Raw genomic sequence first — 20,647 nt, 5'->3', positions numbered from 1 at the left:
CAGGAGATTTGGATGAGCGAGTTGTCGTCGCCGAGCCTATACCCGCCGCAATTGCATGATGTCGCCCCCGATTTTCAGGCGCGAACCACGATGGGTGTGCGCAGCCTGTCCGGGTATCGTGGTCGATGGTTGATTTTTTTCTCGCATCCTGCGGATTTTACGCCGGTTTGCACCAGCGAGTTTGTTGCCTTTGCCAAACTCGCCAGCGAATTTGAGGCCGCTGAGTGCGATTTGCTCGCGCTCTCAGTGGATAGTCTGTTCGCGCATTTGGCCTGGGTGCATAGTATTCACCAGCAATTCGGCGTGACGATCGGATTTCCGGTCATCGAAGACCCCTCAATGGCAATTGCGCGACGCTATGGCATGATTGCGCCCCACGCCCCGGATACCGCTTTGGTGCGCGCCGTCTATGTCATCGATCCGCAAGGCATCATCCGCGCAATCTTGTGGTATCCCATGACCATTGGCCGGAATGTCGCCGAATTATTGCGGCTGGTGCGCGCGCTGCAGGCGAGTGATACGCATCATGTGCTGATGCCGGAAGGCTGGCAACCGGGCGATGCCGTTATTTTGCCCGCACCACAATCGGCAGACGCCATGTTTGATCAAGGCGGCGAGGCGGATTGGTATTACCGGACCGGTCGAATCGGACGGGATAAACCGACGCCGCCGAGCAAAACAAAAAAGCACAACGGCCAATGACCTTAAGGCCAATGATACTGAAAGACAACTTTGATATCGAAAAAGCGGCTTTGACACTGCGCTATTTGGCAAACCCTACGCGGTTGCGGATTGCGCTGCATTTACTGAATGGCGAGCAATCGGTCGCGCAGTTAGAGGCGACGTTGCAAATCCGCCAACCGAATTTGTCCCAGCAGCTTGCCGAATTGCGTGATGCCGGCGTGGTCAGCGCGCGCCGCGACTCGCGGGCGATGATCTATCGGCTGGCGGATGACACCCACCATCGTTTGATCGCAGCCTTAGCCAGCGGCTTTGGTGATACGACAATCTCCGCGATACGCTCGAAGGCCGAGCCGACGCCATCGCCTCATCGCAACCATGCCGCCCATTTCGCTATTATCCGGGCCTAGAAGCTAACACGCGAACCTTCAATAGAACCGTAACACTCCAACGCCAGACTGAATTATTGGCTGGCATAACAATGATCAGGGGGACTTGCTTTGGAGCAGATCATTTTGGCTATTTTGTCGGGCGGAGCTGTTGGCTTTACCTTGGGTTTGATCGGTGGTGGCGGCTCGATCCTGGCGACCCCTTTAATGCTCTATGTGGTTGGCTTGCCACCGCATCGCGCGATCGGCACCAGCGCGCTCGCCGTGTCCGCCAACGCCTTTATTAATTTCTTCGGCCATGCGCGCAAACGCAACGTGTTTTGGCGAAGTGCGATTATTTTCTCGATTGTTGGTGTCCTTGGCGCTTTTGTCGGCTCGAATATCGGAAAGGCGCTCGATGGCAAGAAATTGATTTTCTATTTCGCGATTCTGATGGTGGTTGTTGGCATCTTGATGTTGCGGCGTAAACCGGCGCCGCATGTCAGCGGTGCAACGCCGCAGGAAGAACTGACCAAGCGGATGGCGGTGCAGGTTGCGCTCGCGGCGCTCGGGGCAGGGGCCTTATCCGGGTTTTTTGGCATTGGCGGCGGTTTTCTGATTGTGCCGAGCTTGCTGTTGAGCACCGGCATGCCGATGATTTATGCCATTGGCTCATCATTGCTCTCGGTCGGCACGTTCGGCCTAACAACGGCGATTAATTATTCACTGTCCGGGAAAGTGGCCTGGTTGGTGGCCGCCGAATTTATCGGTGGCGGGGTTTTGGGCGGCTTTCTTGGTATGCGCGCAGCTATCGCGTTAGCGCCGCGCCGATCCGCCCTTAACCGGGTGTTTGCTGGACTGATTTTTGTGGTGGCTGCCTACATGATTTACCGCAGCGCCAATTCGGTGGGGATTCATTTCTGAGGCTTGGTCGGTTGCGGCCAGCGGCGCAAATCCTGACCATAGAGCACCGGGAGCCGTAACAGCTTCGTTCCGTGATGACGGATGATGATTGGCTTGCCAATCGTGAGGGAGCGAAACAGCGGTGCATATTGCGCTTGCAGCTCCTTCGTCGCGCCTTCGGTGCCGACAATCAGGATATTATCGCCGATCAGCGAACGGGGCGGCACGGTAAAGGCAAATTCATGCGGGTCGCTGTCAAACACGGTCACTTTCACCGCCGGGCCAAGCGCGTAGCCGATCTTCCCCGCGTTGAACCAGCGCGTCGCTGCGATGGCGAAATGCGGCTGATCCAGCAAGCCCCGGCGCATCAGGGTGGCCCGCACGCTGGTCCAATCAACGGCCTGGATATCGGGCGAATGACCCAGCGCAAACAGCCGGTTGAACCCTGGAATAAACCCGAGATTGAGTTCAGCCACCATGAACAGCACGGCTCCGCCGAGTAACCCGGCGGAGCCAATGGCAACGCGCCTTATAATGTTCCGCTTGGCCGCGGTAAGATCGGCAATCCAAGCGCCCAGCAACGGAAATAACATCAAATAGCCTGGTGCTGCCCAATGGTATAGTATCTTGCGGGCGGACCAGAGCGCGACCACTGAAAATAACGTCACAGGGATCACCGCCAACGTCGCCAAGAACCGGGCGCGTCGATCCGCTTTGGCGCGCAATCCGCCGATCATTAAAATAATCATGGGAACGAAAATCCACGGCAGCACGAACAAAGCTTCACCGGCCCAAACAATAAAGGGCCGCAGCGGATAAAACCCAAAGCCGACCGCCCGCCCGCCCTGATAATCGAACGAGGCAAAATGATGCGTCGCGTTCCAAATCAGCACGGGGCTGAACAATATCAGGGCAATCAGGCACGCCACCCAAGGCCGCCATGTTGCGAGCAGGCGTCGCGCCGCCGGGTCGAGCACCAGGAACAACAAGGCACCCAGCAAATTCAGCGCCGCATTATATTTGGAATCCATCGCCAGCCCAATGCAGACACCGGCAACCAGCCAGTATTTCGGATCGGGCTGCGCCCCGGCGTCAGGCCGCGCCAATCCCAGCGCCTTGGCCATCGCGAGCACGGAAGCGAGCAGAAAGAAATCAAGCGGTCCATCCGGCAACACCCAGGTGCCGAAAGCCAACGAAAATACCGGCGAAATTGTTAAGGCCACCAGCGCCCATAGCGCCGCTTGGGCGCCGTATAGCCGATCGGTCAGGCGAACCATCAGCCATGAGGTGCCCGCGAACGCCGCGATAAAGGGCAGCCGCACGATCAGAGGCGTCTGCAAGCCGGTCACGCGCCGGATCGCGAGTTCCAGCCACCAAGAGACGAACGGATGATCAAAATAGGACAGAGCGAATTGGTGCGACGCCGCGACCATATAGCTCTCATCAATGCCGAGACCCATGCCCATGGCGAGGATCAATCGAAATAAGGTGGCAAGCGCGATTAGCCAAATCGCGAGGCGGGCAGGGGCGGTCTTCGTCATCGGCACGGGATGGGCGAGGAAGAGCGCGGGGTCAAGTGTTCAACATTGACATAGGGTAATGTTCATTGATAGGCATATTTGCGTCAAACGTCGGCGAGAGATAGGAACGATCATGCGATTAAAGAGTGGCATGCGATTAAAGAGTGGCATGCGATTGAAGAGTAGGCTGGCGATTTTGATCGCTCTGCTGGCTGCCAACCAAGCCGTAGCGTGGGCGAAGGCGCCGGAGATAAGGTGGTCTTCTCCCGTCGGGCATCCGGTTTACGCCACGCCGCGCTATCGTGATGGCCGCGTTTACCTGACCACAACCCAAAGCCAGGGGCCGAATGTTTTTGCACTGAACGCAACCACCGGCGCGATCATTTGGCGCTACGCGACGGCAGGGGCGATCACCGTGTCGCCAACGGTGAGCAAAAGCCAAGTCTTTGTCGCATCGGATATCGGTGCTACCCATTTCATGCGCGCGCTGAGCGCGAAAGACGGCGCTTTAGTCTGGCAATATACCCGCAACCAGCCGCCGCAATGCATGTGCAGCCATAACGCAACGCTGGGTGCCAATCTGGTATTCGCGCAAACCGATGGCCATGATCTTTATGCCTTTGCGCCGATGGGCAACATGCCTTCACGGCGGCTGTGGCAGTTCAAAAGCGATGGTGCGCGACTGACCCAGCCCGCGACGGCGCAGGGCTTGGTGGTGTTTGGCTCGGCCGATGATGATCTCTATGGCTTGGATGCGGCCACGGGCGCGCGGCGCTGGATCGCCAAAACCGGATATAGCTTCGTCGCGCCGCCGCTGGTGGTCAATGACCGGGTGATCGATGGCAATCGTGGCGGAACGGTCCATGCCTATGCGCTCGCGACCGGCAAATCGCTCTGGAGTTTTGCCACCAATGGTCCGATCGATTTTGCCCCGATCGCCAGCGATTCGCGTGTTTATCTGGTCTCCGAAGACCGGCATGTCTATGCGCTGAATGCAATCACCGGCAAGCTGATTTGGCAGCATCGAATGGCCGATGTCGCCATATCGCCGCCGGTTTTACAAGGGCAACGCTTGATCGTTGCAAACCGCGCCGGCGATGCCATCGCGTTGAACCCGCAAACCGGCGCGCTGCTTTGGCGCGTTCGGCTGCACGGCCTGCCGCAATCTGCGCCATTGCTATGGGGGAAAGACGTGGTCTTTAAGGTCGATGATCACATGATTGTGGCGATCTCGACCATGACAGGCACCGTGCGTTGGCGCTATCACACCTCAGCTGTGCTGACCAAGCCAATCGCCGCTGATGGTGCCATCGTGGTTGCGAGCAGTGCAGGTCAAGTCGTTGGTTTACGATAAGGAGATCGCAGTGCGAAAACAGAATTGCGTGGCGGGATTGTTGGTTGGATCGATGCTGGCGTTGGCCGGCGCGGGTACCGCCGCAGCAACGCCTGCACCAATCTCGGCGAGCCATGGCTGGTTTCGCTATTTGATGGCGCAAATTCCAGCCGGCGGCTTCGTAACCCTGCATAATCACACCGCGAAAACCATTACCCTGACCGGCGTGAGTGCGGCGTCCTGCGGCATGGCCATGCTGCATCGCTCAGAGGATAACAGCGGCACCGATCGGATGGTGATGGTGCATTCCATCGCAATCCCGCCGCACGGGCGCGTTCAGTTCAAGCCCGGCGACTACCATATCATGTGCATGCAGCCCACCATGCAGGTTGGCCAAACCGTGCCGGTAATTTTCCATTTCCGCGACGCGCCGGATCTCACCGTACCGTTCAAAATCTATGGTGCCGATCAAAATCCGGCAAAGTCATGAGGTCTCAGCTCGCGATGATCGGGCTTGCTTTGCCACTGATGGCAGCCGCTCCCGCCTCACAAATACAGCTTGGTGCCACCATCATGGCCCACGGCACAGCATCAGGGGCATTGCCCTGCATGGCGTGTCATGGCGGCCATTTGCAGGGCAATCCTGCCATCGGCGCGCCACGTCTCGCGGGACTTGATCCGGCGGTCACGTTGGCCGCACTCAAAGCGATTGCCGCTGGAAAAATGGGCAAAAACTACGTGATGGCCAATATCGCCCGTGATCTTAGCCCCACCCAGCGCCAAGCTGTCGCCGCCTATTTGGCTTCCCTGAAATCCGGCTCATGATCGCCAGGCGCACGGTCTGGCGCGGTGGGTTGGCGCTCAGCACCACCGCTCTGCTGGCCGCCTGCCATCACGCCTGGACGCTCAATCCGCAAGATGTTTCGGTGCGGGGGCATTTTCCCAATCTGCAATTTCAAATGACCAACGTCGCGACCGGCAAAATCGTGACGCAGGCAAATTTTCGCGGCTTCGTAACCTTGGTTTATTTCGGCTACGCCAATTGCCCCGATGTCTGCCCGCTGACCTTGGCTGAAATGTTGAAAATCATTGGGTTACTGGGCGACAATGGCCCAAAATTGCGGTTTTTATTCGTCACCGTTGATCCGGAGCGCGACACCGCGCCCATTCTCGCCAAATATCTGCATTTATTCGGTGCGCCGGAATTGGTGGGGCTGCGTGGCAACGCGACGCAGCTCAGCCATTTCGCCCAATCGCTCCATGCCGACTATGCAGTGCATCCCTCCGCCAACCCAGCCGATTACACCGTGACCCATTCGGCTGCCGTGTATGTGTTCAATCAACAGGGCAAGGCAGAATTCATTTGTGCAGGATTATCGGCTCAACATCCTGATATTGCCGGTATTACCCGCGATCTGCGCCACGCTATCACCACCGACGCGATTTAATTGAACCGCGCCAAGGCGGTAAGCAGGCCGTCGCGCTGCTTGGATTGGGTAAGCTGCTGCAGCTTGTTGACCAAGGCGGCATAATCCGGATGCGGGTTCAGCCCCAACTCAGGGATAATGAAGCGTGCATTGCCGTGCAGACCAAACACATACACCAAGGCTGAATGCGTCACCTGGTATTTTTCAGGATTGGCCGAGGGATGCACCGAGGCAACCACGCGGTAGCGGCGCGTCAGCCGGTATAGCGCATTCGGCCCGCCGCGCAGGCCAATCATATGCGGATCAAACAAAGCCAGATAGCGATGCAGCAGGGCCAGCCCATCGCGCTTGGGATCGACCGTGACGAACAAAAACACGGTCTTGGCGGCGACCGAAGGATATTTTTGTTGTAATTTCAGAAAGATTTGATGAATTTTACCCAATGTATCCGGGCAAACATCCGGGCAATTGGTGTAGCCGAAATAGAGCATCACCACCTTGCCGCGAAAATCGGCTGCGGTCACCCGTTTGCCGGTGCTGGCATCGGTCATGGTCAAACGCAAGGGCGGCGCAAGCCCGGTGATCGGCACAACGATTTGGGTGGCTGGCACTTCTGGGGATAACAGCGGCGCTGATGTCGCCGCTCTGGCCGGGTTGATCGCGCCGAGCGCCGCGAGCACCGCGATCCATCGAAAATTACGGCGGATGAAGCGGACCGGGATGAAGGTGACGCCGTTCAAAAAATCGTATAGCATCTTGTTCTCATGATCCTTTTGCTTTGGCAAAACAAGCCGGGGCAAAACAAGCGTTGGTAAAACAAGCGTTGGCAAAACAAGCCGGACGCAGGGTCGTGATCGGCGAAATACGCGGCGTTGCCCTGCGCCATGACGGGGTACCCTTGGGAGCGGCGAATGAACGAGACACGCGCAATGAGCAGCCCGCCGACATCACCGGGCCTTGAAGCCTCAGGGAGCCGCATCGAAGCGGACTCGATGGGCACCATCGCGGTTCCTGCCGATCACTATTGGGGCGCGCAGACCGCCCGTGCGCTGATCCATTTCGCCATTGGCAGCGAACGCATGCCGGTGGCGTTGCACCATGCGTTTGGTATCGTCAAACGGGCGGCTGCAGAGGTGAACGCCGCGCGCGGGGCTCTTGCCCATGACAAGGCGATGGCGATCATTCGCGCCGCCGATGAAGTGGCTTCTGGCGCGCTGGATGCCGAATTTCCGCTGCCGGTTTGGCAAACCGGGTCGGGCACGCAGACCAATATGAACGTCAATGAAGTCATCGCGAACCGGGCGATCCAACTTCTCGGTGGCACGCTGGGCAGTAAAAGCCCAGTGCATCCGAATGATGACGTCAACATGGCCCAATCATCCAATGACATCATGCCAACGGCGATGCATGTGGCAACGGCTCTCGCCTTCACCCGTGACGTTCGGCCCGCTGCGGACGCTTTGGCAGCAACGATTGAAAATAAAGCAAATTTTTGGATGTCGGTGGTGAAAATTGGCCGCACCCATTTGCAGGATGCGGTGCCGTTGACCGTCGGCCAAGAATGGTCCGGCTGGGCCGCGCAATTGCGTGGTGCGATCACTCAACTCGATTATTGCATGCCCGGCCTGCTCGAATTGGCCGCTGGCGGCACGGCGGTCGGCACCGGGTTGAATGCGCCGCGCGGCTTTTCCCGCGCCATCGCCGCACGGATCGCGGCTCTGACCGGGCTTGATTTCGTTACCGCGCCCAACAAATTCGCAGCCCTCGGCGGCCTGGATGCCATGGTCGCGGCCAGTGCGGCGCTGCGCCATGTCGCGATTGTTTTATATAAAATTGCCAATGACTTACGCTGGCTCGCGAGTGGCCCGCGCTGTGGCATCGGCGAATTGCGTCTGCCAGAGAACGAGCCTGGTTCCTCGATCATGCCGGGCAAGGTCAACCCCACGCAATGCGAGGCGATGATGATGATCGCCACCCAAATCATCGGGCTGGACACCGCCGTTGCGTTCGCCGGCGCGCAGGGCAATTTCGAGCTCAATGTAATGCGCCCGCTGGTCATTCATAACGTGCTGAGCGCGGCACAATTACTATCAGACGGAATGGCCAGTTTTCGCGATTACACCGTCGCGGGCACCAAGCTCAACAAAGCGCGCATCAGCGAGGGGCTGGAACAATCGCTCATGTTGGTCACAGCGCTCACGCCGGCCATCGGCTACGATAAGGCGGCAGAACTCGCGCATATGGCGCATCAGCAAGGCTTATCGCTCCGCGAAGCCGCCATCCAGTCCGGCTTGCTCACCGACGCTCAATTTGACGCCGTGGTGAACCCGATCACGATGGTCGGCGAGGGCGTAGCCGGCGCGTAACCGCCCCGGCGCGGCTTCAGCCAATTTTAGCCTTGAGAGCCGTATTGACCGAGGCTGGATTGCCCTTACCCTGCATCGCTTTCATCACCTGACCCACGAAAAAGCCGAAAAGCTTTTCCTTACCGGCTTGATATTCGGCCAATTTATCCGGATGCGCGGCAATCACCTGGTCAATCGCCGCATCAATCGCGCCGGTATCGGTCACCTGGCGTAACCCGCGCGATTCCACGATCGCAGCGGGTTTTTCACCAGTATCAACCATAATTTCAAGAACTTCCTTGGCGATCTTGCCGTTGATCGTCGCATCGCTCATCAAATCGAGCAGCGCCCCCAGGTCAGCTTCACGAACCGGGCTGGTCTCAATCGTTTTGCCCGTGCGGTTAAGCCCAGCGAAGAAATCACCCAGCATCCAATTCGCGACCTGCTTGGCGTCGCGCCCACGGGCGACCGTCTCGAAAAAGTCGGCAGTCGCTTGTTCTTGCACAAAAATAGCCGCTTCATAGGGGGTCAGCCCGTAATCGCGGATCAACCGGGCGCGCTTGGCATCCGGCAACTCGGGTAATTGCGCCCGCAATGTCTCGATCCAGGCTTGATCGAGCACCAGCGGCAGCAAATCCGGCTCGGGAAAATAGCGATAATCATGCGCATCTTCCTTGCTGCGCATCGAGCGGGTTTCGCCCCGCGCCGGATCAAACAAGCGGGTTTCCTGCTGCACGCTCTCGCCGGATTCCCACACATCGATTTGACGCAAGGCTTCAGCTTCAATGGCTTGCATGACGAAACGGATCGAATTGACGTTCTTGACCTCGCAGCGCGTGCGAAACGCTTCGCCGGTTTTGCGCACCGACACATTCACATCGGCGCGCATCGATCCTTCATCCATATTGCCATCGCAGGTGCCAAGATAACGCAGGATCATCCGCAACTTGCGCAAATAAGCCCCGGCTTCCTCGGGGCTGCGCATATCCGGCTCGCTGACAATCTCCATCAGCGCCACACCGGAGCGATTCAAATCGATCAGCGATTTCTCCGGGTTCTGATCATGCATACTCTTGCCCGCATCCTGCTCCAGATGCAGGCGGGTGATGCCGATGGTGCGAGTTTCGCCGGAGTCGAGTTCGATATCGATGGCGCCGGTGCCAACAATCGGATGCTCGAATTGGCTGATTTGATAGCCCTGGGGCAAATCCGCGTAGAAATAATTCTTCCGGTCAAAACGCGACACCAAATTAATGGTCGCGTTCAACCCCAGCCCAGTGCGTACCGCCTGTGCGACGCATTCACGGTTCAACACTGGCAGCATGCCAGGAAAACCCGCATCGATGAAGCTGACCTGGCTGTTCGGCTCCGCGCCAAAATCAGTCGCGGCACCGCTGAATAATTTGGATTGGGAAATCACCTGGGCATGAACTTCCAAACCCACCACAATTTCCCAAGGGCCGGTCTTGCCGGTGAGGACATAGCTCATCGGACCGCACTCCCGCGCAAAGCGGGCAGGGCGGTGAAGCCCGCAGCCGCCTCCAAAGCGCCAGCCACCGCGAACACGGTTTCCTCATCGAAATGCCGGCCAATCACCTGCAAGCCAAGCGGCAGACCGTCCGGGTCCAACCCCGCTGGAATGCTCATGGCAGGAACACCAGCCAGCGAAGCCGGCACGGTAAAGACATCGTTCAAATACATGGTTACCGGATCGTCCATTTTTTCGCCCAAAGCGAAGGCGGCGGAAGGGGCCGTGGGCGTCAAAATCGCGTCAACGCCGGTTGCTTGCGCGAAAGCCGCCTGAAAATCGCGCAAAATCAATGCTCTAATTTTTTGCGCGCGCAAATAATACGCGTCATAATAGCCAGCCGAGAGCACATAGGTGCCGATCATGACGCGGCGTTTCACTTCCGCGCCAAAGCCCGCAGCACGGGTGCGCTCATACAGATCGATCAGATCATCACCCTCAACCCGCGCACCAAAGCGCACACCATCATACCGCGCCAAATTCGAGGACGCCTCGGCTGGAGCGACAATGTAATAAACAGGCAAGCCGTATTTCGTGTGCGGCAGCGATATATCAACAATCACGGCGCCTGCCGATTTGAGCCAATCGATCCCGGCTTGCCACAGTTTTTCAATGGTCGGGTCCATCCCATCGACCCGATATTCAGCGGGAATGCCGATGCGTAGCCCTTTGACGCCCCGCGAACACGCGGCGCGAAAATCAGGCACGGCGCGTTCGGCGGAGGTGCTGTCACGCGGATCAAAACCGCTCATGGTTTCGAGCAAAATCGCGCAATCCTGCACCGTGCGCGCCATCGGCCCGGCTTGATCGAGCGAAGATGCGAACGCGACGATGCCAAACCGCGAGCAGCGGCCATAGGTAGGCTTGATCCCGGCAATGCCGGTAAAGGACGCCGGCTGACGGATCGATCCGCCCGTGTCAGTGCCGGTCGCGCCCATCGCGATCCGCGCCGCGACGGCGGCGGCGGAACCGCCCGAACTGCCGCCCGGCGTCAATTTTTTGCCATCGGCGCGCTGCCAAGGATTTTCCACCGGACCATAGGCCGAGGTGATATTGGAGGAGCCCATGGCGAACTCATCGAGATTGGCCTTGCCCAGCGTAATGGCACCCGCCGCCTTGAGTTGCGCGGTAACGGTGCTGTCATAAGGCGGGATAAAGGGTTCGAGAATTTTGGAACCAGCCGTGGTGCGCACGCCCTCTGTGCAGAATAAATCCTTGATCGCCAATGGGATACCTGACAACGATGGCGCTGATCCCGCCGCCCGCGCGGCATCGGCGGCGCGCGCCTGCTGCAGCGCAAGGTCCGGCGTTTCGGTGATGAAGGCATTGAGGCGCGGATTCAGGGCGCTGATCGCGCTCAGATGCGCTTGGGTCAGCTCGACCGCCGAAATATGCCGGGCTGCCAAGGCGTCCAGCGCCTCAGCGATTGTCCAATCGAGCGGGTTCATTCCACCACCTTCGGTACAGCGAAGAAATTATCGATCCGGTCCGGCGCATTAGCCAGAATCCGCTCTGGCATCGCGCCATCGGTCACCACGTCGTCACGCAGCCGCAGCGCCATCTGCGCGCCACCTGAGAGCGGCTCGACGCCGGTAACGTCCACGGCAGCGAGCTGCTCGACATAGCCGAGAATTGCATTGAGTTCGCCTTGCAGGCGTGGAATCTCCGCGTCGGTAAGGCGGAGACGGGCGAGTTTCGCGATACGACTGATCGTCGCGGGGTCGAGCGACATGGGCATCCCTTGGGTTTCTGTGCGGGATCGACCATAAACGGGCGCATGACACTGTTCAACCTGACCGAGATGGTCGCAAACCTGCCCCGCAATGCACGGCTGATCGGCATCGATCCCGGCACGCGGATTATCGGCGTCGCGTTGTCTGACGTGGGCCGTCGCCTGGCCTCGCCCTATGGTGCCATGCCGCGCGGTAAAATGGCCGATATCGCGGGCACAATTCTCGATATTGCCCGCAAGGAAGGGGTAGGGGGTTTGGTGGTCGGCTTACCGCTCTCCATGGATGGCTCCCTGGGCCCTGCGGCGCAGGCGGCGCGCGATTGGGCGCACGCGCTGCAAGCGGCAACCCGCCTGCCGGTCGCGATGATGGATGAACGCCTCTCCTCGGCGGCAGCGAACCGGGCGATGATCGCGGCTGATGTCACCAGAGCAAAGCGGGCGGCTCGGGTTGATGCGGCGGCGGCATCGTTCATGCTGCAAGCGGCGCTGGATCTGGTGGCGGGGGTCGATTGAAGTCGCTCGCTATTCTGGCCCTGCTCGCCGTGGCGGGACTGTGCGAAGTGGGGGGCGACGCCCTCATGCGCAATTTTTTGCACAGCACGGGCGCGGCCCGGTTCGGTTGGTTCGCGGCGAGTGTTGCGGTGCTCGCGGCCTATGGCGTGCTGGTCAATCTGGGGCCATGGGATTTCGGTCGAGTGATCGGCGTTTACGTGGTATTGGTATTCCTGATCGCCCAGGCGGTAAATTTCTTCGCTTACGGGATAAAGCCCTCATTCGCCGTGCTGGTTGGCGGCTTGATGATCGTGGCCGGCGGGCTGGTGCTCGCGGCAACCGGTCGAGGCTGACGCTCCGCACTGATTCGCGAGGTCGGAATAATCGCGCTTTATTCTTGGCTTCATCCGAAACTTGTTTATAAAATAATCCAACAGAAAATGCGCTCAGGGGAGGGGTTTTATGCGTGGTTTGATGCAACAGGCGCCATTATTGATCTCTGATTTGATCCGCCACGCTGCGCGGCACCATCCGCGCGCCGAAATTGTTGCCAAACTACCCTCGGGCATCCACCGGCAATCTTATCGTGATACCGAGCATCGCGCCAAGCAATTGGCGCAAGCGTTGGCCCGGCTTGGCGTCACGTTCGGTGACCGTGTCGCGACGCTGGCCTGGAATAGCCATCGCCATGTGGAACTTTATTTTGCGATCTCGGGGATGGGGGCGGTGGTCAACACCATCAACCCACGCCTTGCGCATGAGGATATTGGCTATATCGCGAGCCATGCCGAAGACCGGGTGATTTTCGCCGAGTTGGATTTTGTGCCGATTATCCAAGCAATCGCACCAGGGCTGGCCGGAACGCTGCGCACGGTGGTATTTTTGTGCGATGCGGCAGAATTGCCCGCGCTCGAATTGCCCGGGGCGGTCACGGTTTTGGCCTATGAGACGCTGATTGCCCCGGAAAATGGCGCCTATGACTGGCCCAGCTTCGATGAAAACACCGCAAGCGCGCTGTGCTACACATCAGGCACCACCGGTAAACCGAAAGGGGTGCTGTATTCACACCGCTCGACCGTGTTGCAAGCGATGGCGGTGAATGCCGCCGATTCCTGCGGTCTGCGGGCGGTGGACCGGATGATGCCGGTCGTGCCGATGTTTCATGTGAATGCATGGTCGCTACCCTATGCCGCGGCAGCGTGCGGGGCCTCGATGGTGCTGCCGGGGCGGTTTTTAGATGGGGCCAGCCTTTACGCGTTGATCGAGGATGAGCATGTGACGGTTTCCGCTGGTGTGCCCACGGTGTGGCTCGGGGTATTGGAAAATCTGCGCAAAACTGGTGGTAAATTCACTTCGTTGTACCGATTGCTCATCGGTGGTTCGGCTTGTCCGGAAGCCTTGTTCGACGCCTATGGCGCGCTGGGCGTCGAAATCCGGCACGCGTGGGGCATGTCTGAAAGCAGCCCAATCGCGACGATGGCCGCGCCAATTCCGGGCGATGACGCGTCAAGCGCGCATCGGCACCAGCTTAGCCAGGGGCGGGTTTTGTTCGGCATCGACATCCGGATCATGCGCGAGGGGGCCGAGGCGGCGTGGGATGGCGCGCTGGCCGGTGATTTTGAGCTGCACGGTCATTGGGTGGCCACCGGCTATTACCGGATGCCGCCGAGCGTGACGGCGGATGGCTGGTTTCCAACCGGCGATGTCGGCATGATCGATCCGGTTGGGTTTGTGCAATTGACCGACCGGAGTAAAGATCTGATCAAATCGGGCGGGGAGTGGATCAGCTCAATCGATTTGGAAAATATCGCCGTGGCGCATCCGGCGGTGCGTGAAGCGGCGGTGATTGCGGCGAAACATCCGAAATGGGACGAGCGGCCCTTATTGATCGTGTCGCTTCGGCCCGGCATCACCGCAAGCCGGGATGATTTATTGTCGATTTACGCCGGCAAAGTGGCGAAATGGGCGGTGCCGGATGATGTGGTGATCGTTGATGAATTGCCGCATGGCGCCACTGGGAAATTGCTGAAAACAGCCTTGCGGGCGCAGTTCGCCGCGCATTTGCTCGCGCGCAACGCGGCGGAGTAGGCGAGCGGAGTGCCGATCATGGGGTGTTTTTTTGGCACCACCAAAAGTCGCAGAAGAAATATTATGGAAAGGCCCGGCCATTTCATCGGCGTTGCATTTTTGCGTTTAAATGGCATTTTACAGCGCAATTACCGACTTCATAAAGCGCTATTTAATGCGTTGCGTATAGCGGCGATGTGATCTAAATCGGGTGAATGCCAGCTATCCGTCTTCGACAAACCTATGTAATTCCAAGATCTGTGACTGGTTGGGGTCTGACCGATGATCATGGGTTGCCAAGATATTGGCCAACCATATGGGCAAATGTTTTGAAGGCTGATTTGAGTGAGTCGACGCGCGGTAGTCATCTTGTGGCCGTAGAGAAGTTGTACCGCTCGGTGGCCAGCCAGACGGGTCAGGACCGTCTTGATATTATGATTGCGCAACTCGACTTTGATGGTCTGGAGTCAGCGCTCGGGGGCTTTCTGACCAGTCTACGCAACTCAAGCGTTCAAACGGGTGTGGATCGTGGCTCGACCTGGGCGTCGGCCATAATGTTCCTGAGCGATGTTCTCAAGCATTTGCAGGCGGAACAGCCGTTCGCAGAGTTGCAGGCAAAGTTGAACAGGATAACTCGCTTATATAGCCAAATTTCTCCCAGCCTGCCCCGCCCACCTGCGCCAATCCGGGCATTACCCGCCGTCGTCGTGGAGGATTTATATCGGCTGTTCGATCCGAATTCTGCCACCAATCCCTTCCGGACACCTGCGATACGTTGGCGTAACTTCTTGCTTTTCCTTATGTTATTGCACCTTGGACTACGTCGCGGTGAGGCGGCAAATTTGCCTGCTGATGCTATTAAGGACGACTTTGACCCTGAGACCGGAGAGATAAGGTATTGGTTAAACGTGGATGAAACTGATGTCGAATCTGACCCACGCCAAACCGCTCCTGGATTGAAGACAGCTTATTCACGACGGCAACTCCCGATTTCAGAAGAAATTCTCAAGACGGCCGACGTCCTCGTGCAGAATTATCGACGCGGCGCACGACACGGCTTTCTCTTTGGGTCGCAAAAGGGGAAACCCCTCGCCTTACGGCAAATGCACAATGTCTTTGAAGTCATCACACAATGCCTATCAGAACCAGCCAAGAGAGCCTTGTCCAACCGAAAAAAGGACACAGTGACGGCCCATGACCTTCGGCATACCTGCGCAGTCTATCGATTAAGCCGCTACCTAGCTCGCGGAGATTCCCAAGAAATGGCAATCGATAAACTTCGCGTCTTCTTTGGGTGGTCAAAGACATCCGAGATGCCCCGCCATTATGCCCGCGCCTACTTTGAGAGCGGATTGGCGGATGTATGGAACGATGGCTACGACACTTTCGTGGAAACCCTTCGCAATCTTGAGGCATAGATGAGCCCCTTACTCGCAACCAATACAGGCCAGCTTGAGCCTGCGCTCGTAAATCTACCGCCATTGCCATCCTCATTGCGATACTGGGACGACTACCTAGACACCTATCATACGATAAGGGATCTTGCGGAAACTGACGTTTGGACCATAACGCAGGACGGCAAACAGACTAATTTTGACTTTAATTGTTGGCCAAATAATTACCGCGGTCTGATAAAATTGATAATTATTGAAGAATTTTTTAGGCTTGACGTAACAACTATAAATATTTTTTATTTGAGTTTAGCTTCTGTCATTAGAAAAATCGGCGCTGAACCGTTACTAAATTTATTGGTTGGTCTTTCTCCTCACGAAGCCCGTGATCAATGGTTGGAGACCATTCTACCGAATTGCACTAACCTTGAAGCTTCATCCCTTAAAGCTGCCTTTCACAGTCTTTGTATCCAAGCAATAAGTCCGTGGACGCCCGAATATCGGGATTACGTAGCAAAGCTACCCACACCAAAGACAGATTATTATCGGACTGTTCGTACTGGCGACTGTTTTGTTCCACTCGACCAGCAATCGCTTATCATAGACTACTTTGATGAAATGACGGCTCGGGTGGGAATCGAAAAAGCAAAAATTCACCCAAGGCGCCTCCGTGATGCTTGCATCCTCATTATCAGTCACCAGCACGCCCTGCGTCCAGGGCAGGTTGCGCGGCTTAGAGTGGCGGACGTTCGCATACACGATACTGGCGCAGTGCATTTCAGCTACCCTCTACTCAAGCAGCGACGCAGCAATAATATGCGCCGGGTAACCCGGCGGGTAAAACGTGAGTGGGGTCGGCTGTTTGCCGCCTACAGCTTGAGCGGGCGGGCCGCCTTGATGGATGAGGAGGACTTCACACCGACCGATTCGTTTTTTGGGCTCAAGCCAGCTCAAATATCAGATGTAATTCAGAGTCTCACCGAAAGCATTACCGGGGAACGATGGACGGCCACTGACCTACGCCACACGGCGGCGCAACGTTTGACTGATGGAGGGGTATCCCATATCGCCATTTCTGAGTTCATGGGCCATGCTTCCGTTAAGACAGCCAACGTCTATTTTGATACTTCACCAACGCAAGCACAGCGTGTCAATCAAGCGTTGGCACTATCACCGATTTACTCCACGATCGTCGAGGTGGCTAAAACCAGGACGATCAATAAGGCAACATTACTGCGCCTACCCCCGGACAAGCAAATTGGGGCCGTGCCCCACGGTATTCCGATCGCAGGCATCGGTGGCTGCCGCATGGGTCAGTCGTTGTGCACCAAGAACCCAGTTCTCAGTTGCTATACATGCCGAAAGTTCATGCCAGTAAAGGATAGCCGTATCCATGAAGAGGTTGTTCAAAACCTTCGCACCGTCGTTAAGGATTTCGCCGATGCATCACGGGGGAACGAAGAAAGTCCAGCCTACACACAACTTCGTCGGATGTTAACTGCGGCAACGCAAGTCGTTGCGGAAATCGATGCTGGAGTGGACGAGACGGTAGGAGATGGGGATGAATGATTTCTATGCTGCGTTCATCGGGAGAGGCAAAAAACTCGCCGCCGAAAATCAGCTCGTGTGGGATATGACCTATGATGATTTGGGATTGGTAGAAAAGACAGAACGGTGGAATCTGACAAACCTCTGCGGCATGGTTCCCCCACCAACCTTATGGCTTGGGGACATGGGATATGACAATAAGTGCCTTCCAATCCTCAATCGTTTCCTTGTGCGTGCAGGGAAAATATCGCGTAGCGATGGCCCTATGCCGCCCAATTGGCAGGATTTCTACAAATCAGTGGTATTGAATGAGCTTCTTGTAAAGCGGAATAAGCCAAGCCATGCAATTACGAATATCGGCCGCCAAATTCGTATCCTAGCAGCATGTGCTCATGAAACGGACCCATGGGCTCTGACATCCGATATCGTGCAGCTTGCATACAATGTGGCACTGCTGATAGGCGACTCCGGAAAACGGGCAGCTAATGTGGCGATGACGGTCCGAACAATCATTGATGGATTGCATCTGGCCGACCAAAGCCCACTAGCCGGATTTTGTGTCCCCTTCCCTACCGACGAGGCTAACGCTGCAGAGAAGCAGGTTCAGAAAATTAGAAAGGCGAACAATATTCATAGCACTGTGGATCAACGACGATCAGAGCTGGCGCAGCGCAAAGCTGCAGGCAAGCTCCCCGGCGAAAGGGCTTTTTGGGAACTTGTTCGAATTGTGTTTACTGAAAAGCCCAAAACCTTCTCCGACGCTGTACGATTTTGCCAGATCAAAGTCGCGATTGTCACTGGATTCCGCATGGGCGAGAATGCAACCATTCCTGTTGATTGGGAACGTTGGCGCGATTATGTCGACACTAATGGTAAGCCCGCGGGCGAAAGTGGTGGCATCTCGCGATCTTTGATGCTCAGGCATTTCGCTGAAAAACAAGCAGATGACGTCGGCACCAGGAACTCGGACTCCGAAATCCGAGAGCAAACGATTGTGCTTTACGAGACGGCGCAACACGTGCCTCAGATCTTTGAAGAAATCGTTCGTGATTCATTGATGACAGCGCAGCAGATCACTCAGCCGATGCGTAATCGCCTTAGGCATCAAATCGAAACAGGCCGCCTATTTCCCGAGTTGGATCCTGACGATCTAATTCCAGGATGGGATCTCCGCAACCGATGCACAGGATCCGTCAAGTTCGCAAAGAGCCCTATCCCCGAACGCTTGATCGTAGCGTATCGAGAGTCATTCCGGCTTGATGTATTGGACCAAATTCGATCCCAGCAAATCGAAAATCTCCAACGCGATGGCGCAGACGTCGAAGTTGGCAAATACTTGTCTCGTCTAAGAAAAAATTATGGGCTTACGCCCCGACGCGCCACCGGCGAACCTTATCAGGATGGTCAGAGTGTTGATTCGAAAGATCTATACTATAAGGTGGGAGAGGTCGAAGACCTCATGCCGCGTATTGCCCCGACAAAAACGCCCGATAGGGCGTCGTTCACGCTGCAAGACGGCACCCAACTCTATCCTCATGATTTGATGTTCCTATTGCCTACCAACGACCGTCTCGAATCTCTTGATCGTGGTATATTGGATATTGAACGCTACTTTGCCGTCGGCCGCGTAAGCCCATCCGACATGCATTGCCATCTCGGCGGAAGGCCGGATAATCTCTTCTCACGATACGGCGAGACCGAGGAGGATCGCAATTTATCCTTAAACACCCATTCTTTAAGACATCTCCAAAACGGGGAACTGTTCCGCCTCGGCGTGGCAGATACCATTATCACAAAGCGGTTTAATCGCCGTTCTGTTATCCAGAGCTACGAGTATAATCATGCAAGCTTAGGAGAAGACTTAGCCCATATTGATCTTCCCAAAAATGCTGAGCGGATGGGTCCGCGCGCGCAAGAAGTTCTGAGGATGATCGATGCTGGCAGGGTTGCCGGGACCGTTGTGGATGAATTCCACAAAATTCAAAGCGAACTTGGAGATGATGCGGCATTTGATTACCTTGACGCTGAAGCCGATGGTTTACACGTAACGCCATATGGTTTTTGCGTGAATAGCTTCTCAATGGACCCCTGCCCCAAGCATATTGAATGTTATAATGGTTGCCAGCATCTTTGCCGCACGGATGTGACCGAGGAACAGCGTAACTTGGAACGTCTCGGAAAAAGAATGCAACAGGTCGTTGACAAGATCAAGTCAACGCCCGCCGATCAGCGGTCTCTCGGTTGGTCAAATCAGCTCAAGCACGCGGATGTGCGTCTCCGTAACATCAGGAAAGCCCTAGCCACCAGGCCCGGCCAGCGTCCATTTCCAGATGGACCCGATTTGTTTCGGTCGCTTGATGATAAGGTTGGCCGGACTATCCTCGATGGACCCAAAATCCGGAGGGCGGAATGACGACCGATCGTGGATTTGAGGTCTTCAGGGAGGTCCTTGAAGCGATGCTTTGTGAGAACGCCAATATTACGGCCACTGCGGCTGCCCATCACCCTTCGTCACCCTACAAACATGCCTCGGATATCACTCGTAACCCTGGCCGCGCGGCCCTGCTTAAGCAGTATGCTGAGCGGCAAGCTGAACTTCGGCGTCTATTGGAACGAACGAATAAGCAGTCGAGGACTAATCTGACAGTCAAGATTGCGGATTTAGAGTATAAAGTAGCCCAACTCCAAGCGCAACGCGATCTTTTGATTGCAAGCCATAGGTCGATGATCCTCGCCGTTGGCGAGATGGGCGGCATGGCGGCATGGCGTAGGTTCTTCGAGCCTTGGCAAGAGGCCATAAATTCGCTCAAGGCGATGGGAGCCATGCCTAATGCGGACGTGTTGCCACTTGTCCCGAATCACCGCGCCCGGAATGCAAACAAAAATGGCTAAGGGAATTGGGAAAAGCGGAAACCAGATCGCGGAGGAACACGTCCAGACCCTGATTGCCATCCTGGATGGCTATCGGGACAAGGCTCTGCCGCGCTATGGGAGCGAAATTAACCATAGCAAGCTAGCCAAGGAATGTGGGTTTGACCGGGCCATCTTCAGGACCAATCCCCGCTGCATGGAACTACTTGAGGTCGCTGATCGCACCGACCGAGAGCGGTTCATGACCAAGATGCAGCAAGCTGAGGTTCATCGCGAAGAGAAGGCCAAGATAGACCAGGATCGCGCAGATCTTGAAGCCATGAATCTCCGTCTTCTTGCCGAGAACGCCGCGCTCCGCAAAGAAATTGAACGGTTCCGAAGGTTGGAGCGCCTAATGGCCGATACGGGCCGGTTCCCGTCATGATCCCTATGCATATAGCT

Annotated in this window: 21 protein-coding genes; 16 read left to right on the top strand and 5 right to left on the bottom strand. The window is 56.7% G+C overall.

Going from position 1 to position 20,647, the window contains the following annotated elements:
• Positions 1-12 precede the first annotated feature (12 nt).
• The 3 genes from ACYUCQ_RS13245 (at position 13) to ACYUCQ_RS13235 (ending at position 1,973) form a co-directional block, all read left to right on the top strand.
• The gene (locus tag ACYUCQ_RS13245) at positions 13-702 is read left to right on the top strand and encodes a peroxiredoxin (RefSeq protein ID WP_460255021.1); all 690 of its coding nucleotides are present in this window, start codon (positions 13-15) and stop codon (positions 700-702) included.
• Between the two features lie 11 nt (positions 703-713).
• Positions 714-1,091 carry an ArsR/SmtB family transcription factor gene (locus ACYUCQ_RS13240; RefSeq protein WP_460255020.1) on the top strand — a complete coding sequence of 126 codons (378 nt, stop codon included), beginning with the start codon at positions 714-716 and terminating at the stop codon, positions 1,089-1,091.
• 90 nt (positions 1,092-1,181) lie between these two features.
• Positions 1,182-1,973 carry a sulfite exporter TauE/SafE family protein gene (locus tag ACYUCQ_RS13235; protein WP_460255019.1) on the top strand — a complete coding sequence of 264 codons (792 nt, stop codon included), beginning with the start codon at positions 1,182-1,184 and terminating at the stop codon, positions 1,971-1,973.
• Here the strand turns inward: ACYUCQ_RS13235 and ACYUCQ_RS13230 are convergent.
• Complete coding sequence (locus tag ACYUCQ_RS13230; protein WP_460255018.1) at positions 1,964-3,493, bottom strand: ArnT family glycosyltransferase; 1,530 nt, start codon at positions 3,491-3,493, stop codon at positions 1,964-1,966. The genes ACYUCQ_RS13235 and ACYUCQ_RS13230 overlap by 10 nt on opposite strands.
• Positions 3,494-3,641: 148 nt before the next feature.
• Between ACYUCQ_RS13230 and ACYUCQ_RS13225 the strand changes: the two genes are divergently transcribed.
• Genes ACYUCQ_RS13225 through ACYUCQ_RS13210 form a run of 4 tightly spaced genes read left to right on the top strand, consistent with a single transcriptional unit; the run spans position 3,642 to position 6,253 of the window.
• Positions 3,642-4,826: an outer membrane protein assembly factor BamB family protein gene (locus ACYUCQ_RS13225; RefSeq protein ID WP_460255017.1), complete on the top strand. Its 1,185-nt coding sequence runs from the start codon at positions 3,642-3,644 to the stop codon at positions 4,824-4,826.
• A gap of 10 nt (positions 4,827-4,836) precedes the next feature.
• The gene (locus tag ACYUCQ_RS13220) at positions 4,837-5,295 is read left to right on the top strand and encodes a copper chaperone PCu(A)C (RefSeq protein WP_460255016.1); all 459 of its coding nucleotides are present in this window, start codon (positions 4,837-4,839) and stop codon (positions 5,293-5,295) included.
• Complete coding sequence (locus ACYUCQ_RS13215) at positions 5,292-5,630, top strand: c-type cytochrome (protein WP_460255015.1); 339 nt, start codon at positions 5,292-5,294, stop codon at positions 5,628-5,630. The genes ACYUCQ_RS13220 and ACYUCQ_RS13215 overlap by 4 nt, the downstream gene beginning before the upstream one ends.
• Positions 5,627-6,253, top strand: a complete 627-nt coding sequence (locus ACYUCQ_RS13210) for an SCO family protein (RefSeq protein WP_460255014.1) — start codon at positions 5,627-5,629, stop codon at positions 6,251-6,253. The genes ACYUCQ_RS13215 and ACYUCQ_RS13210 overlap by 4 nt, the downstream gene beginning before the upstream one ends.
• On the opposite strand, the gene ACYUCQ_RS13205 is transcribed toward ACYUCQ_RS13210, so the two are convergent.
• The gene (locus ACYUCQ_RS13205; RefSeq protein ID WP_460255013.1) at positions 6,250-6,987 is read right to left on the bottom strand and encodes an SCO family protein; all 738 of its coding nucleotides are present in this window, start codon (positions 6,985-6,987) and stop codon (positions 6,250-6,252) included. The two genes, ACYUCQ_RS13210 and ACYUCQ_RS13205, sit on opposite strands and share 4 nt — an antisense overlap.
• A 156-nt stretch (positions 6,988-7,143) precedes the next feature.
• Here ACYUCQ_RS13205 and fumC point away from each other — a divergent pair, with 156 nt between their 5' ends.
• On the top strand, positions 7,144-8,598 hold the full coding sequence (gene fumC / locus ACYUCQ_RS13200) for a class II fumarate hydratase (RefSeq protein ID WP_460255012.1): 1,455 nt from the start codon (positions 7,144-7,146) through the stop codon (positions 8,596-8,598).
• Positions 8,599-8,614: 16 nt separating this feature from the next.
• Here the strand turns inward: fumC and gatB are convergent, their stop codons facing one another.
• The 3 genes from gatB to gatC are packed head-to-tail and all read right to left on the bottom strand — an operon-like array spanning position 8,615 to position 11,837.
• Positions 8,615-10,066 (bottom strand): Asp-tRNA(Asn)/Glu-tRNA(Gln) amidotransferase subunit GatB, encoded by a 1,452-nt coding sequence (gatB, locus tag ACYUCQ_RS13195; RefSeq protein ID WP_460255011.1) that lies wholly within the window; start codon positions 10,064-10,066, stop codon positions 8,615-8,617.
• Positions 10,063-11,553, bottom strand: coding sequence for an Asp-tRNA(Asn)/Glu-tRNA(Gln) amidotransferase subunit GatA (gene gatA, locus ACYUCQ_RS13190; protein ID WP_460255010.1), 1,491 nt, complete (start codon positions 11,551-11,553; stop codon positions 10,063-10,065). The genes gatB and gatA overlap by 4 nt, the downstream gene beginning before the upstream one ends.
• Positions 11,550-11,837 carry an Asp-tRNA(Asn)/Glu-tRNA(Gln) amidotransferase subunit GatC gene (gene gatC, locus ACYUCQ_RS13185; RefSeq protein WP_460255009.1) on the bottom strand — a complete coding sequence of 96 codons (288 nt, stop codon included), beginning with the start codon at positions 11,835-11,837 and terminating at the stop codon, positions 11,550-11,552. Before gatC ends, gatA begins: the two co-directional genes overlap by 4 nt.
• A gap of 45 nt (positions 11,838-11,882) precedes the next feature.
• Between gatC and ruvX the strand changes: the two genes are divergently transcribed.
• The 8 genes from ruvX to ACYUCQ_RS13145 all read left to right on the top strand — a co-directional run bounded on the left by ruvX (position 11,883) and on the right by ACYUCQ_RS13145 (position 20,630).
• Complete coding sequence (gene ruvX / locus ACYUCQ_RS13180) at positions 11,883-12,350, top strand: Holliday junction resolvase RuvX (RefSeq protein WP_460255008.1); 468 nt, start codon at positions 11,883-11,885, stop codon at positions 12,348-12,350.
• The gene (locus tag ACYUCQ_RS13175) at positions 12,347-12,682 is read left to right on the top strand and encodes a hypothetical protein (RefSeq protein WP_460255007.1); all 336 of its coding nucleotides are present in this window, start codon (positions 12,347-12,349) and stop codon (positions 12,680-12,682) included. Before ruvX ends, ACYUCQ_RS13175 begins: the two co-directional genes overlap by 4 nt.
• A gap of 109 nt (positions 12,683-12,791) precedes the next feature.
• Positions 12,792-14,417 (top strand): long-chain-fatty-acid--CoA ligase, encoded by a 1,626-nt coding sequence (locus ACYUCQ_RS13170; RefSeq protein ID WP_460255006.1) that lies wholly within the window; start codon positions 12,792-12,794, stop codon positions 14,415-14,417.
• Positions 14,418-14,611: 194 nt separating this feature from the next.
• A complete protein-coding gene (locus ACYUCQ_RS13165; RefSeq protein ID WP_460255005.1) occupies positions 14,612-15,814 on the top strand; it encodes a tyrosine-type recombinase/integrase in 1,203 nt (400 codons plus the stop codon).
• Entirely contained in the window at positions 15,815-17,356 is a 1,542-nt protein-coding gene (locus ACYUCQ_RS13160) for a tyrosine-type recombinase/integrase (RefSeq protein WP_460255004.1), read from the top strand.
• Complete coding sequence (locus ACYUCQ_RS13155; protein WP_460255003.1) at positions 17,349-19,748, top strand: hypothetical protein; 2,400 nt, start codon at positions 17,349-17,351, stop codon at positions 19,746-19,748. The genes ACYUCQ_RS13160 and ACYUCQ_RS13155 overlap by 8 nt, the downstream gene beginning before the upstream one ends.
• Positions 19,745-20,227: a hypothetical protein gene (locus ACYUCQ_RS13150; RefSeq protein ID WP_460255002.1), complete on the top strand. Its 483-nt coding sequence runs from the start codon at positions 19,745-19,747 to the stop codon at positions 20,225-20,227. Before ACYUCQ_RS13155 ends, ACYUCQ_RS13150 begins: the two co-directional genes overlap by 4 nt.
• The gene (locus ACYUCQ_RS13145) at positions 20,220-20,630 is read left to right on the top strand and encodes a hypothetical protein (RefSeq protein WP_460255001.1); all 411 of its coding nucleotides are present in this window, start codon (positions 20,220-20,222) and stop codon (positions 20,628-20,630) included. Before ACYUCQ_RS13150 ends, ACYUCQ_RS13145 begins: the two co-directional genes overlap by 8 nt.
• Positions 20,631-20,647: the final 17 nt, after the last annotated feature.

The organism is Acidiphilium sp. MT5 (assembly GCF_054767495.1).
Note: the sequence above shows the minus strand (reverse complement) of the source record. Positions and strands in the feature narration are given on the sequence as shown.